General features: G+C 57.1%; 16 protein-coding genes and 1 tRNA gene. 6 read left to right on the top strand and 11 right to left on the bottom strand.

Annotated features, from left to right (window positions below; all coding sequences use genetic code 11):
• Positions 1-74 precede the first annotated feature (74 nt).
• Both HUO14_RS10370 and HUO14_RS10365 read right to left on the bottom strand, forming a co-directional pair.
• Positions 75-149: transfer RNA gene (locus HUO14_RS10370), tRNA-Gln, on the bottom strand.
• Between the two features lie 92 nt (positions 150-241).
• On the bottom strand, positions 242-1339 hold the full coding sequence (locus tag HUO14_RS10365; RefSeq protein WP_176279824.1) for a branched-chain amino acid aminotransferase: 1098 nt from the start codon (positions 1337-1339) through the stop codon (positions 242-244).
• 102 nt (positions 1340-1441) lie between these two features.
• Between HUO14_RS10365 and HUO14_RS10360 the strand changes: the two genes are divergently transcribed.
• Positions 1442-1954, top strand: a complete 513-nt coding sequence (locus HUO14_RS10360) for a MarR family winged helix-turn-helix transcriptional regulator (RefSeq protein WP_176279823.1) — start codon at positions 1442-1444, stop codon at positions 1952-1954.
• Positions 1955-1980: 26 nt separating this feature from the next.
• Here HUO14_RS10360 and HUO14_RS10355 read toward each other — a convergent pair whose 3' ends face one another.
• The 3 genes from HUO14_RS10355 to HUO14_RS10345 all read right to left on the bottom strand — a co-directional run bounded on the left by HUO14_RS10355 (position 1981) and on the right by HUO14_RS10345 (position 3572).
• Entirely contained in the window at positions 1981-2487 is a 507-nt protein-coding gene (locus HUO14_RS10355; protein WP_176279822.1) for a type III secretion system chaperone family protein, read from the bottom strand.
• Between the two features lie 142 nt (positions 2488-2629).
• A complete protein-coding gene (locus HUO14_RS10350) occupies positions 2630-2974 on the bottom strand; it encodes an accessory factor UbiK family protein (protein WP_176280177.1) in 345 nt (114 codons plus the stop codon).
• Positions 2975-3023: 49 nt separating this feature from the next.
• Positions 3024-3572: a TspO/MBR family protein gene (locus HUO14_RS10345; RefSeq protein ID WP_176279821.1), complete on the bottom strand. Its 549-nt coding sequence runs from the start codon at positions 3570-3572 to the stop codon at positions 3024-3026.
• Between the two features lie 260 nt (positions 3573-3832).
• On the opposite strand from HUO14_RS10345, the gene HUO14_RS10340 reads away from it, so the two are divergent.
• Positions 3833-5647 carry an ABC transporter transmembrane domain-containing protein gene (locus HUO14_RS10340; RefSeq protein ID WP_176279820.1) on the top strand — a complete coding sequence of 605 codons (1815 nt, stop codon included), beginning with the start codon at positions 3833-3835 and terminating at the stop codon, positions 5645-5647.
• A 45-nt stretch (positions 5648-5692) separates the two neighbouring features.
• Here HUO14_RS10340 and HUO14_RS10335 read toward each other — a convergent pair whose 3' ends face one another.
• The 5 genes from HUO14_RS10335 to HUO14_RS10315 all read right to left on the bottom strand — a co-directional run bounded on the left by HUO14_RS10335 (position 5693) and on the right by HUO14_RS10315 (position 9095).
• Positions 5693-6292: a hypothetical protein gene (locus HUO14_RS10335; RefSeq protein ID WP_176279819.1), complete on the bottom strand. Its 600-nt coding sequence runs from the start codon at positions 6290-6292 to the stop codon at positions 5693-5695.
• A gap of 175 nt (positions 6293-6467) precedes the next feature.
• On the bottom strand, positions 6468-6920 hold the full coding sequence (locus HUO14_RS10330; RefSeq protein ID WP_176279818.1) for an ExbD/TolR family protein: 453 nt from the start codon (positions 6918-6920) through the stop codon (positions 6468-6470).
• A 38-nt stretch (positions 6921-6958) separates the two neighbouring features.
• A complete protein-coding gene (locus HUO14_RS10325; protein ID WP_176279817.1) occupies positions 6959-7480 on the bottom strand; it encodes an ExbD/TolR family protein in 522 nt (173 codons plus the stop codon).
• 108 nt (positions 7481-7588) lie between these two features.
• The gene (locus tag HUO14_RS10320) at positions 7589-8359 is read right to left on the bottom strand and encodes a MotA/TolQ/ExbB proton channel family protein (RefSeq protein WP_176279816.1); all 771 of its coding nucleotides are present in this window, start codon (positions 8357-8359) and stop codon (positions 7589-7591) included.
• A 79-nt stretch (positions 8360-8438) separates the two neighbouring features.
• Positions 8439-9095, bottom strand: a complete 657-nt coding sequence (locus HUO14_RS10315) for an energy transducer TonB (protein WP_176279815.1) — start codon at positions 9093-9095, stop codon at positions 8439-8441.
• A gap of 266 nt (positions 9096-9361) precedes the next feature.
• On the opposite strand from HUO14_RS10315, the gene HUO14_RS10310 reads away from it, so the two are divergent.
• Both HUO14_RS10310 and HUO14_RS10305 read left to right on the top strand, forming a co-directional pair.
• Entirely contained in the window at positions 9362-10198 is an 837-nt protein-coding gene (locus tag HUO14_RS10310; protein WP_246255487.1) for a hypothetical protein, read from the top strand.
• Between the two features lie 87 nt (positions 10199-10285).
• Complete coding sequence (locus tag HUO14_RS10305; RefSeq protein WP_176280175.1) at positions 10286-11584, top strand: homoserine dehydrogenase; 1299 nt, start codon at positions 10286-10288, stop codon at positions 11582-11584.
• Here the strand turns inward: HUO14_RS10305 and HUO14_RS10300 are convergent, their stop codons facing one another.
• A complete protein-coding gene (locus tag HUO14_RS10300) occupies positions 11585-12061 on the bottom strand; it encodes a hypothetical protein (protein ID WP_176279814.1) in 477 nt (158 codons plus the stop codon).
• 61 nt (positions 12062-12122) lie between these two features.
• Between HUO14_RS10300 and glpX the strand changes: the two genes are divergently transcribed.
• Both glpX and HUO14_RS10290 read left to right on the top strand, forming a co-directional pair.
• Positions 12123-13097, top strand: coding sequence for a class II fructose-bisphosphatase (glpX, locus tag HUO14_RS10295; RefSeq protein ID WP_176279813.1), 975 nt, complete (start codon positions 12123-12125; stop codon positions 13095-13097).
• A gap of 8 nt (positions 13098-13105) precedes the next feature.
• Positions 13106-14350: an alpha/beta hydrolase gene (locus tag HUO14_RS10290; protein ID WP_176279812.1), complete on the top strand. Its 1245-nt coding sequence runs from the start codon at positions 13106-13108 to the stop codon at positions 14348-14350.
• The last annotated feature ends 17 nt before the right edge of the window (positions 14351-14367 follow it).

The raw sequence follows: 14367 nt of genomic DNA, 5'->3' as shown, positions 1-14367 counted from the left end.
CGGCAGGGTGCCACGGGGTTTTGACTCGCAGAGAAACCAAAGGTTTTTCAGGCGCTTAGCTGTTAAACAAAAGTTGGTTGGGGTGGCAGGATTCGAACCTGCGCATGGCGGCATCAAAAGCCGCTGCCTTACCACTTGGCGACACCCCAATAGCGAAGGACCGAATATTGTCCGGTCCCGCTGGTGAACGGGCCTATTATCCAGTTTGCCCTCGGGGGGCAAGAGGCAGTTATATCTAAGTTTAGAACAATTTTTTGACCCAGCCGTGATCGTCGGGTGCAATCCCCCGCTGGATGTCGACCAGACGGCGCCGCAGCTTTTCCGTCAACTGGCCCGGACCACCGCTGCCGATGGTGAACGCGCCGCCGCTGGAACGGACCGTACCGACCGCAGTGACCACCGCTGCGGTGCCGCATGCGAAGGTTTCGACAAGCTTGCCGCTGGCCGCATCGGCCTCCCACTGGTCGATCGCATAAGGTTGCTCTACCACCGTCAGGCCTTCTTCGCGAGCGAGCGTCATGATCGAATTGCGGGTAATCCCGGGCAGAATCGTTCCGCTCAATGGCGGCGTGACGAGCGTGCCATCATTCATGACGAAGAACAGATTCATGCCGCCGAGTTCTTCAACCCATTTATGCTCCGCCGCATCGAGGAAGACGACCTGATCGCAATTCTGCTCGATGGCTTCGGCTTGGGCAATCAGACTGCCGGCATAATTGCCGCCGCATTTGGCCGCGCCGGTGCCGCCCGGTGCAGCCCGGCTGTAATGTTCGGACACCCAGATGCTGATCGCCGAGGCCCCGCTCTTGAAATAGCCGCCAGCCGGGGATGCGATCACCAGATAGAGATATTCCTTCGCCGGACGGACGCCGAGAAACACTTCGCTGGCGAACATGAACGGACGCAGATAGAGCGAGCCGCCCTCGACCGAAGGGAACCATTCGCGGTCGATATCGACCAGAGCTTCGACAGATTTGAGAAAAAGCGGCTCCGGTAATTCCGGCATCGCCATTCGCCGCGCCGACGCCTGAAAGCGCTTGGCATTTTCTTCCGGACGGAACAGTGCCGTCGCGCCATCAGCAAGGCGATAGGCTTTCATGCCTTCGAATATTTCCTGGGCATAATGCAGCACAGAGGACGCGGGATCCATCAGGATCGGCTCGCGCTTGGTGATCCTGGCGTCGTGCCATCCTTGGGCTTCGCTGTAGCGGATCATCGCCATATGATCGGTGAACAGGCTTCCGAAACCCGGGTTCTCCAGCAACCGCTCACGCTCGCTGGCGTGCACTGGCGTGGCGCAGGGCTCCAGGTTGAATTCGAGAGTTTTTCCGTCTGCCATATACTGCCGCCTTCGCTGTGATACATGCCAGCCACTGGAAGAGTTGGAGGCATAATCCAATTGTCTTGCAATCCCCTAATCAGCCTGTCAAGATACGTCAACATGACTGACGTATCTCGCCCTGCCACATCCCCCGGCGCTTCTCCGCTATTTCTGCGTGAAGACGAAGTCCGCCGCGGCATCGAGCTGCTCTATTTCGGCTATACCAGATTGACCAACTCGATCGATCAGGAACTTGTCAAACAGGGTCTCGGGCGGGCGCATCACCGGGCATTATATTTCATCGCCCGGCAGCCCGACCTGACGGTGGGCGAACTGCTGCAACTGCTCGCGATCACCAAGCAATCGCTGGGACGGGTGTTGAAGGAATTGCAGGAGCGTGATTTCATTCTGACATCGCCCGGCATCGTCGACCGGCGCCAGAAGCTGCTGCGCCTGACCGAGAAAGGTGCCAGGCTCGAAGCCGAGCTGTTCCGACAGTTGCGAGAGAGACTCTCCTCCGCCTATGTGTCGGCCGGCCAGGAATCAGTAACCGGCTTCTGGCATGTTCTGGAGGGACTGATCCCGGGCAGCGACCGCAAGATGGTGTTCGACTTGCGCGGCGATAACGGCTGAGCGCAAAACGGTCCTGAGCGACCTTGTCAGGCTTCGCCCGCTGTATCGACCATCGCGTGCTCGATCGCGTCTTGGGGGCTCTTGTCGCTCCACAGGACGAACTGAAAGACCGGATAGAAGCGTTCCCATTCTTCTATAGCCAGATCGACAATCGTCTGCGCCTGATCGAGTCCGAGCATGCCGCTACCACCCAGCAAGGTTGCATGGCGGAACAGCAAGATATTATTATTCGACCACAGATCGAAATGGCCAAGCCATAGCTGCTCGTTTATCAGTCCCAGCGTCTCGTAAATGACCGGCTTCTTTTCATCGGGAACGCGAATTTCAGGCAACAGCAGAATTTGCAGGACATGGTCCTCGTTCCGCCAGACGGCCCGCATCTGGTAGCTTGTCCAATTGCCCTTGATCTCGACCGACAGCTCGTCTTCGCCGACCCGATCGACTGACCAGCCCCGCGCCTCGAAAAAGGCCGCCAGCATATCCACCGGTGGCGCTTCGTCCTGATCAAGCTGTTCCCATTGGTCGTCGAGCATTGTGGTTCCAGATCCTTTGTGCAGGAAAGCGTAGTGGCGCACTCGCCGGATCAGGGCAAGACAAGCGAGCCTCTGCCGCCAGATTGTTTGTGGGAACGCTGTGGATAAGGAACGGCGAACGACCGCCGGTCAGGGCTGTCGATCAGCCGCCGGTTTTCGGAGCAGCCGCTTTTCGTACCGCCGGTTTGCGCGGCGCTGCCTTGCGGGCGGCAGCAGTTTTCGTAGCCGGCTTCTTGGCTGGTGTGGCGTTGCCTTTTTCGAGAGCATCGATCCGCTTCTTCAGCGCATCGGCTTCGGCGCGAGCCTTGGCGGCCATTTCCTTCACCGCCTCGAATTCCTCGCGGGATACGAAATCCATGCCGCCAAACCATTCCTTGGCACGTTCGCGCGCGCCGGCTTCGGCTTCTCGTCCGACACCGGCAACGGTGCCGGCAAGGCCATTTAATACCTTTGAAATATCATCGAAAAAACGGTTCTGGCTTTGCATCTTGATAAACTCCATCGCTGGTCCATCGGACCCGAGAAAAACTGATAGCCTATATCTGGGATCTCGCAGCCGGAACCACAAGGGTTTCGGCGCCTGGATTGAGCCAGTCGATTTCCTTGTTGAGGACCGCCGCGAAACAGAGCCACGCGAGATATGGCACCATCAGCCAGGCGGCCGCTTTGCGAATGCGTCCGAAAACCACCGTCGTTGCCAGCGCCACCAGGAAAATGATGACGAGAAACCAGAAGGCAGCCGATACCTGATGCATGCCGAAGAACAGGATGGGCCAGAAAAGATTGAGCGCATATTGCACGAGATATAAAATGATCGCCGGAACGCGCAAAGGCGCACCGCGGGCATGCAGCACCATCGCAAACGCGGTTCCCATCAGCGTGTAAAGCAACGCCCAGGCAGCGCCAAATGCCCAGCCTGGCGGTTGTGCCGCCGGTTTTACCAATGACTGGAACCAGCGATTTTCTTCACCGGAATTAGCAAACTGGCTGAACATGAAACCCAGCAAAACGGTGATCGGGACGATGAACAATATCCAACGGAACAAGGACATCCGCAGCTGACCTTTTGAAGCAATCTGATTCACAGGGGCAGCATCCTTGATCGAAAATTACACGAATCGTCCGGGCAGGCTTGTTCCCAAGCCTTTTATGCTTCTAACAATCTCTCTGCATTTGGCCAGCGTTATGCCGTCGATTTTGCGGGAATCCAGATTTTGACAATAAGATAGGTACCGCACTTGGTATTTCCCGTTTGATCGCCATGTTGGTTGCATGGGAACATCCCCATGGAAACCCAACAATCCAGTGATTGTGACAAACAGGACGTGCTGCTAAGCGCTTTGCCATGAACGATAAAACAAATTCCAGTGCGCAGGATGACCCTCCCGCCCGGCTCAAGAAGATCGGCAATTTGCGGATGGTGTTCGAACGCGCCGCGAAATATCCCAAGGCGATCATATTTGCGATGCTGTCCCTGTTTGTCGCGGCGATGGCGACTTTGGCTATCCCCGCAGGCTTCAAGACCATCATCGACAAGGGGTTCATGGCCGGTAACGGTGATATCGCGCCCTATTTCCAGGGACTTCTGGGTGTGGTTGCCGTTCTTGCGGTAGCGACGGCCTTCCGCTTCTATTTTGTTAGCTGGCTCGGCGAACGCGTGGTTGCCGACATCAGGCTGGCGGTGCAACGCAATTTGCTGAGCCTCGCACCCGGCTTTTTCGAAGAAAACCGTCCCTCTGAAATTGCCTCGCGGATGACATCCGACACCGCGGTCATCGAACAGGTCGTCGGCACCACTGTTTCTGTGGCCTTGCGGAATATCGTCATCGGGATTGGCGGAATCATCTATCTGTTCACTCTCGCGCCGGCACTGACCGCCGGGTTGTTGCTGGCCATCCCGGTCATCATTCTGCCGATCGTATTCATCGGTCGAAAACTGACCAACGTTTCGCGATCCAGCCAGGACCGGGTTGCCGATGTCGGGGCGATGGTTGCCGAAACTCTGGGGGCGATGAAAATCGTCCAGGCTTTCGGCCAGGAAGAACGCGAGCACGAGCGTTTTGGCGGTGCTGTGGAAGCCACCTTTGATACTGCCAAACGACGTATCCGGCTGCGCGCCGCGATGACCGCTATCGTTATCGGGCTGATCTTTACCGGCATCGTCATGCTGATGTGGCGGGGCGCGATCGGGGTTGCGGACGGATCGATATCCGGCGGGACAATTGCGGCCTTCGTGCTGACCGGCGGTCTGGTTGCGGGCGCGTTCGGCGCCCTCACCGAAGTTTACGGCGATCTGCTGCGCGGTGCCGGCGCCGCCGGGCGACTGGCGGAATTGCTTTCCGAGAAGCCGGGCATTGCAGCCCCCGAGAATCCGATCGCGCTGCCGGAGCCTTCGCGCGGCCAGATCGCCTTTGACAATGTCACCTTTTGCTATCCGGCCCGCCCGGAAACGCAGGCGCTCGCCAATTTCTCGCTCACCGTGTCGCCTGGCGAGACGGTCGCAGTAGTCGGCCCGTCCGGTGCAGGCAAATCGACGCTGTTTCAGCTGGCGCAGCGCTTTTACGACCCGCAGGGCGGCTCGGTACGCATAGACGGCGTTGCCCTGCCCTCGGCCGATCCGGCGGAGATCAGGCATCGCATGGCGCTGGTGCCGCAGGAGACCGTTTTATTCGCCGCCTCGGCACGCGACAATTTGCGTTACGGGAACTGGGAAGCGACCGATGAGGAAATCTGGGAAGCCGCACGGGTTGCCAATGCCGAGAAATTCCTCCGGGCCCTGCCCGAGGGTCTGGACAGCTTCATGGGCGAATCCGGGACCCGTCTCTCGGGCGGCCAGCGCCAGCGCATCGCGATCGCACGCGCCTTGCTGCGCAACACGCCGATCCTGCTGCTCGACGAAGCGACATCGGCGCTGGACGCAGAGAGCGAAAAGCTGGTGCAGGACGCTCTGGAGCATTTGATGCAGGACCGCACCACGATCGTCATCGCACACCGTCTGGCGACGGTACGGTCGGCAGACCGGATCATCGTTATGGACGAGGGCCGGATCGTTGAACAGGGCGATCATGACAGCCTGATCACCAAGAACGGCCTTTACGCGCGGCTTGCCGAGCTGCAGTTCAGCAGCGCCGAGTCAGGCCGGTCTAAAATGCTATCCTGACCAGCCCTGTCGCTGTCGCGACGGTTGCGATGGATCAGGGCCGGCTTATCCCGGTTTCCGCGACTGGCGGAAACGGCGATATAGAAAATAGGCGAACAGATTGATCACCAGCAGACTGGAAAGCGACGGTACAATAGCGGCTTCGCCTGCCGATTCCCCGAAGACGAGACTGACGACGATTTTCAGAATGGTACCGACATTGATCACCAGCAGGCCCAGCCAGGGATTGCGCTGCCAGAAGGCGTAAAATAGCAAGAACAGGAATATCAGCACCGCAAGGATAAGGGCAAGAAGGGGAAAACTGCTGTTGTTGGATAGAAAGAGATCCGCCTCCCATTGCAAATAATCCCGGATCGCCGGATCTGTCGTAGCAGGAGCGGCAAACCAGAACAGGCTGGTCGCGAGCAGCAGCATGAAACCAAGCACATGCCAGACCTTCCGCCGATACGCATAATAAGCGGCGGGGATGATGAACAAGGGACGTGAATACCAGGAAAAGAGATTCTGGTGTCTTTCCCAGACCCATGCGCCCATGTCCGTTCCGGACAGATAGGCGGACAGGAAAATGGCAGCCGAATAGGTCAGCATCAGCCCGATCAACAAGAGCACGAGAATGTCAATTTTCGCTGTTTTGCTCTTGGTCATCGGTTGCCCTCTCGTCTTCGGCTGCATGCTATATGGACTGCGCGAAACTGTTTGGCAGGTTGCAGTTCACTTAAATCGCTTCCAGCAAAATGACGACACAGGCGTTGCCGGCGTTACCATAAAAAAAGGGCCGCGATATTGCTACCGCGACCCCTATCAACACATTGCCTAAACCTTAGTTAGGCGGGCGGCTAGCCTTGTTGAAGCTGCCATATTGTTCGTTGCCGACAAAACCGAACTTGGTCACGCCGCTGTCCTTGATCACCGCCAATGTACGATCGGTGGTCAGATAGGCGCTCAGCGGATCGGGCTGGAACTGGAGTTCTGGTTCGGGAACCATCGACTTCGTCTGGGCCAGATATTGCTTGACCTGGTTCAGCGTTACTTCGCTATCGTTCCAGGTAATCTGGTTGGTTGCCGTGATCCCGAGACGGTTTTTGACCGGATCGACAAAATCTTCCGGCGGCGGACTATCGTCTGCAACTGGGAGGTCGATCTTTACCGCGTGCGTTTGCACAGGGATTGTGATGATGAACATGATGAGAAGAACCAACAAGACGTCGATGAGCGGCGTCGTGTTCATCTCCATCATTGGCTCGCCATCATCGCTTCCGCCACTCATAGCCATTCGTGCGTCTCCTTAATAACTCTGGTTGCCGGTCGAATTTATTCGACGACAATTGGCGTGGACAAAAAGCCCACTTTTGCAAAACCGGCGCGCTGCATTGTGTAGATAGCACCGCCGATACATTTATAGGGCGTGTTGATATCACCGCGGATGTGCACTTCGGGCATATCTTCCGGTGTCATATTTTCCACCCCGCCAAAGGAATCGATCTGGTCTTCGAGCTGTTTCACGGCCCGGGTCACCAGTTCGCTGGAATTGACCGGAGTAGTGTTCCAGTACACCCGGCAATTGCCGCCAGGAGTGGCTCCTGAATAGCCTTCTTCACCCGGATCACGTCCTGCGGCATCGGTCGTCGTAACCGACAGCAGCACATTTTCGCGCTTCGTCGTGGTCACTTCAAACGGAAGCACCGGAAGCTCGAGTTCCACTGTCTGGATAACCACCGGAACCGCGATCAGGAAAATGATCAGCAGGACCAGCATAACGTCCACAAGTGGGGTTGTATTAATGTCGGATAGAGGAGTCTCCTCCGTGCTACCGCCCCCAACATTCATTGCCATAGGATTTTATCCTCTCAAAACTAAACCATCTGAAGGGAACGAAAGCCCCCTTGTCGTGCGTTGGCCAGGTTGCCGCCGCGACATGCGGCAAGCAACCCGGCCCCCGGCTTATTTCTTTGCGGCAGGCGCAGCAGGCTTCGCAGCAGCCGGAGCGGTCTTAACACCACCAGCAGTTGTTGCGATTGGTTTAACGCCGCCATCCGAAGCCATGTAGCCCAGAACGTCGTTAGAGAATGCTGACAGCTGTTCAGCGATCCGCTTGTTGCGTCCTTGCAACCAGTTGTAGGCAAGAACGGCTGGAACAGCCACACCAAGACCAAGTGCGGTCATGATCAGTGCTTCACCAACCGGGCCAGCAACAGCATCGATCGATGCCTGACCAGCGATACCGATTTTGATCAGCGCGCGGTAAATACCGATAACCGTACCGAACAATCCGATAAACGGCGATGTCGCACCAACGGTAGCCAACCAAGGAAGGCCGGTTGCCAGTTTGGACTTGATCAGGTCCTGCGAACGTTCGATCGAACCGTGCAACCAGTCATGCGCTTCAACCGGATCGGTCAATTTCGCGTGATCGGCATCGGCTTTGATCGCGTCGTCGACGATCTGGCGATAAGCGGAGTTCTTGTCGAGCTTCGCAGCGCCTTCTTTAAGCGTTCCGGCACGCCAGAAGGTCGAGCGCATGGCCTGGCCCTGTTTCATCACTTTGTTCTGCTCGAAAAGTTTCGAAAACAGGATGTAGAAAGAAGACACAGACATAATTGTCAGAATTGCGAGAACGGACCAGGCGATAACACCGCCCTGTTCCATGGCCTCCCAGAAACCGAAAGCGTTTTGTGGTGCTGTCGAACCAGCGGCCAAAATTTCAATCAACATTTTAACATTCCCCTCAGGATAAGTTTGTAGCAAAAAATCTGGAGCGGGAAGGACATCGTATAATGCCCTCCCCTATATATTATTTGGGTATTTCCCAACGAACGGCGTTGGAATAATATCCGGTCGTCGCATTTCCGTTTGCGTCCAGAGAAGGACGGAACCGCGCACGTCGAGTCAAGTTTTTGCAGGCAGCTTCATCCAGATCAGCATGGCCGCTAGAACCGGTTATCTGGCAATCGCTTACCCGTCCGTCCGCATTGACTGTCAGACGGAAACGTGTGGTGCCTTCCCGTTCCTCGCGCAGAGCCCGCGAAGGATAATCGTTCGCATTGGCCCAGCTGCCAGGATTACCACGTGGCTCCGGCGTCGCCCTTTGTGGCGGCGGTGGAGGTGGTGGAGGTGGTGGAGGCGCTACAACCGGACGCGGTGGAGGCGGCGCGGTTGGAACCGTCCGAATGACCGGGCGAGGTGCAACCACGGGCGCCACGATGGGCGGTGGCGATACCACTGGTGGCGGCTCGATCGGCTTTTCAGGTGGTGGTGGTGGTGGCTCCTCCGGTTCTTCCGGCGGTTCTTCCTCTTGAATATCGATCATGTCCAGCTGCGTAGCAACCTTCTTGACCGCACTATAAGCTAGTCCGGTGACCAGCGCATAGCCAAGTAACAGGTGAATGATTACGACAAGAAAGATTGATACAATCTTGCTCGAACTCATCTCTTGGTCAGCATAAGCCATTCAGCAATGTAACTCCTTTTTCCCCATCGTAAGGTCGCGTGCCTCATCGCTGAAGCCCTTTACAAAGGCATGAGGCTTGAAAAAAACCATCGCGACCTTTGTTATCCCATGACAGCTTTTCGTTCGCATGAAAGCCATCTTAAATTTGTTTTAACGTGGTAGTTCCACGCAGGCAATCGCTTTATTGGTTCATCATCGATTAAGCTGTCAAAGACCCACTATAGGGGCTAAAACCAAGCATCCTGAAACCCAGCCCCGAGGAAAACATGCGCTCCTTCACATTTTTTGCCTTCGCCTTGCTTTTTAGCGAAATTGCGTTGTTTCCGGCTTTATCACAGGTGCCGGGCGACAACGATCCATTGCAATATGCGGACCTCGCCGACCTCAGCGCCGAAGCGCCGATCATCGTCCACGCGACGATCAAGGAAGCGATTAAAGTCGCTCCGGAAAGGGCGCCAAACGCTCCTCCGGGAACGCAACGCTTTTATATTGTCGCATCTACCAACGCGCTGATTCGCGGTCAGGGCGGGGTCGGAGAAACGATTCGTTACGTCGTTGATCTGCCGCTTGATGCGCGGGGTCGGGCCCCCAAGATCAAGAAGCAGCCGTTCATTATTTTCGCCCGTCGACCATCGAGCGGCGGCGACAATGTCCAACTAATAGCCAAGGACGGGCAGATTGCCTGGACAGAAGTTCGCGAACAGAGAGTGCGTTCCCTGGTCCGCGAACTGGTCAGTCGCGATGCACCACCCGCCATTACCCGGATCGCCAGCGCCTTCCACGTACCGGGCACTATTATCGGTGAAGGCGAAACCCAGATATTCATGGAAACCGAGACCGGATCTCCCATTTCGATTACCGTGCTGAAGCGCGACGGCCTGCAGAAATTCTGGGCCGTTTCCCTCGGCGAGATTGTCGACGAGGCAGCACGGGCGCCGGTCAGAAACAGCCTGCTCTGGTACCGGCTGGCCTGCTTTCTTCCCCGCGAGCTTCCTGCCGAAGCATTGAGCGGTGTTAGCGCGGTCAATGCGCGCCAGGCGCAAAGCGATTATCGGCTGGTCCTGCGCGACCTAGGCACCTGCCCGAGATCACGACAGCCCTGACGCGGCAGAACTAGTACTGGCATTCGCTCAAGGCGTCGCTAATAAGGCGCCGAAACTCTCACTTGAAACATAAAGAGGCTTATGACCATGACTGCCCCGCTTCGTATCGCGCTCGCTGGACTAGGCACCGTAGGAACCGGTGTTATCCGGCTAATCGAGGCAAATGGCGCGATGATCGCGCAGCGAGCCGGCCGGCCCATCATTGTATCCGCCATCTCGGCGCGCGACCGGAGCCGTGATCGCGGCATCGATCTGGCGGCATATCCCTGGTACGACCAGCCTGAACAGCTTGCGGCGCTGGACGATATCGACTGCGTTGTGGAGATGATTGGCGGCTCCGACGGCACCGCCCTGGAACTCGCGCGCAAAAGTCTGGCATCGGGCAAATCGTTCGTCACAGCGAACAAGGCGATGATCGCCCATCACGGGATGGAACTGGCCAAGGCGGCAGAAACCGGAAATCTGTCGCTGCGATATGAAGCAGCGGTTGCAGGCGGAATACCGGTCATCAAGGGGCTGCGCGACGGCGCTTCGGCCAACCGGATCGAGCGGGTTTACGGCATTCTCAATGGCACGTGCAATTATGTCCTCACCGAAATGGAAAAACACGGCCGCGCCTTTGACGACGTCCTCAAGGATGCCCAGGAAATCGGCTATGCCGAAGCCGATCCGAGTTTCGACATTGATGGTGTAGACGCAGCCCACAAGCTTGCCATTCTGGCCGCATTGTCCTTTGGCAAGGCGCTCGACTTCGAGGGCGTCGAGATCGACGGCATACGCCACATCATGGCGGCCGATATCGGCCAGGCCAAGGCGCTTGGCTATCGCATCCGCCTGCTCGGCATGGCCCGGATCGATGACGGAAAATTGTTCCAGCGGGTCAATCCTTATCTGGTGCCCGAAAACCATCCACTCGCCCATATCGACGGATCGACCAACGCGGTGGTCGCCGAAGGCAATTTTTCCGGTCGCCTCATGTTTCAGGGCGCGGGCGCGGGCGAAGGCCCGACGGCCTCTGCGGTAGTCGCCGACCTTATCGACATCGCCCGGGGCGATGCCGGCACCGTTTTTGCCACGCCGGCCAGCAAGATGGAACCGTGCGAACGCGCCGAAAGTGGCAACCGGATCGGCAAGAGCTACATTCGGTTCATCGTCGCTGACAAGCCCGGCGTTCTCGCCGAAATTACCGCGGCCATGCGCGATGCGGAAGTATCGATCGAAAGCCTCATCCAGACCGAGAAAGCCGCCGAGGGATCGGTGCTGATCTCGATGGTAACCCATGACAGCCGCGAGCGGGACGTATCACTGGGCCTCGCCGCCCTGTCCAGTTCGACAAGCCTGAAGGCTGCTCCGGTAGTGATGCATTTGCTGAGTGATCAAGACTGATCAATCTCCGGTCAGAACACCGTCACGAAATTGCTGTTGATAATCTTTGGACGGGACATCCGCATTTTCATCCCCGGCGATCTTCTGCAGTGCGTCCAGGATCCGACCGCTTTTTCCGTTGCCGACAACCGATTTGAGCCTTTCAAGCGAGCAACCGCTATCCTGTAGCGAAACCCCGCAACTTCCAGAAACGACACGGGACGAATTCGCCGCCGGAATCTCTCCGCGCTGCGGTCCGTGATTTCGGTTTGGTCCAGCCAGTTCCGGAAATGGCAGTCGCTGTTCTCGATCGATATCCGAAGTGCCGCAGACCAGAATATCATCATTCGCCTGGCTGAGGAGGCAGCCGTCAGCGTCAACCGCCACCATCTGCCGTGCGTTTTCCACCAACATGGACGTCCGGTCATCAGGCGGAAGCGCCTGCCCCATCGCGCCGGACGGGATGAGCAAAGAGAACACTAAAACCGGTCTCGACATTGTAATATCGCTCCCCTATCGAGAGTTCAAAATTACCCCTATAGAAGGACTAGCCCACAATATGCCCGAAGCAAGCCAAATATTGGACCGCGTACTCGTCATGGAAATGGTACGCGTTACCGAAGCGGCTGCCATATCGGCTGCCAATTTGATCGGTCGCGGCGATGAAAAGGCTGCTGATGCCGCTGCTGTGGAAGCGATGCGCGCGGCGCTGAACGAGTTGGACATCTGTGGTACCGTGGTCATCGGTGAAGGCGAACGCGACGAGGCGCCGATGCTGTTTATCGGCGAAAAAGTGGGCCGCGGCTGTGAAGGCGAAGCGCCGGCGATTGATATCGCGCTTGATCCACTGGAAGGCACAACCATTACCGCCAAGGCGGGCGCCAACGCATTGGCCGTTCTCGCTATTGCGGAAAAGGGCAATCTGCTGAACGCTCCGGATGTTTACATGGACAAACTTGCCGTCGGGCCCGGCTATTCACCCGGCATTATCGATCTCAACAAATCCGTGACCGAAAATGTCGAAGCCGTTGCCAAGGAAAAGGGCGTCGCACCGGCGGACATCATCGTCTGCGTTCTCGACCGTCCGCGGCACGACAAGATCATCTCCGAATTGCGCAGCATCGGCTGTGGAATCATGCTGATCCCCGACGGCGATGTGGCCGGCGTGATTGCAACGTCTGACGAAGATACGACCGTGGACATGTATATGGGTAGCGGCGGCGCACCCGAAGGCGTGCTCGCGGCGGCGGCGCTGCGTTGCGTTGGCGGACAGTTCAAGGGACGCCTCTTGTTCCGCAACGACGACGAGCGCCAGCGCGCCTATAAATGGGGCATCGAGGATCTCGATAAGATCTATGACCTGAAAGAACTGGCCAAAGGCGATGTGATCTTCGCGGCGACCGGCGTTACCCATGGCTCGTTGCTGGAAGGCGTCAAGAAATTGCGCAGCGGCAAGATGACCACGGAAAGCGTAGTCATGCGCGCGTCGTCCGGCACCGTACGCTGGGTGAAAAGCGAACATCGCAAAACCTGATGCAAGGGATGTTTGCTGACAAGAACTTGCATCGGTTCCAGAAACTGCGTCACTTGCTGCTGATATTACCAATATTGGTAACAGCCTGCATTTCTCCTGTTCAATATGGCGACATCCCCCACGGCGATTATGTCGCGGACGAGCGCTGCCGGCCGGGAGTACAACCCGCGGAAGTGATGGCGGACAAGCCCTATTTCGTCGTGACCAGCCGTTTGCCGGATTGTCGGACGGACCGGGTCGCGCTGCTTAACCAGCGAAGTGAAATCGTTCGGTACGGCCGGTTTGGCGCGCCGCAGGAAATGGAAATCACCAACGCCAAGGGCAAAGAAAAATTGCGTGAGGTGATACCCTTTGCCCTGAACAACGAGCAGCAATGGTGGGATGATCTCGCGGCAGCCGCTGTGAAGCGCGACGGGCGGATTTTGCTCTATGTCCACGGGTTCAAGGAAACTTTTTTTACCAGCGCACGCGATAGCGCCCAGATTTCCCGCCTGTCGGGCCTCGATATTCCGGTCGTTCATTATAGCTGGCCATCGCAGGGCGAATTTCTGAAATATGCCGCCGATGAAACGAACATGTATTATAATGAACGCCAGTTCCGGAGTTTTCTGGCCAAGCTGGCGCAACAGCCATGGACGAAGGAAATCATTCTGGTTGCCCATTCGCTCGGTGGCCGGCTGGTGATTCCTGCGATCGAGTTTGTCGACCGCAACAGCAGCAACGCCGATTCGAGCAATATATCCAACATCATTCTCGCCTCGCCCGATATTGACCGGCAGGATTTTGAACGCGACATCGTCGAAACCGTGCTCACCATGCGCCGCGTCAACAATGACCGCCGGATCACGGTTTATGTATCAGCCAAAGATCGCGCCCTTGGCCTGTCCTATAATTTTCACGGCTATCCCAGACTCGGCCGTCCGGATTGCTTCAACCCGTTCGAGGCGGCATCATTGCGGGATCAGGGCTATCCCGAACGATGCTATGCCGCCAAGACCAAATATGACACCGAGCCGGAAAAGAGCGGGCTGACGATTATCGACACCACCGCTATCAGCCGCGGCCAGACCGGCCACAGCGACTATCTGCGCAGCGGGCCTGCCTGTTCTGATTTTGCAGCGGTCGTCAACAGAACCGAGAACAGGGCAAGCAAACGCAAGGCCAGCAGATTATTGCATGTTTTCGAACTTGTCCCTGATCCCGATATTGCGGAAACCGATGATGTTGCGGAATGTCGCCGCAACCCGGAATGATTTCGTCTGCTTTGGCC

Source organism: Parasphingorhabdus flavimaris (assembly GCF_013371215.1).
Classification (GTDB): domain Bacteria; phylum Pseudomonadota; class Alphaproteobacteria; order Sphingomonadales; family Sphingomonadaceae; genus Parasphingorhabdus; species Parasphingorhabdus flavimaris.
Note: the sequence above shows the minus strand (reverse complement) of the source record. Positions and strands in the feature narration are given on the sequence as shown.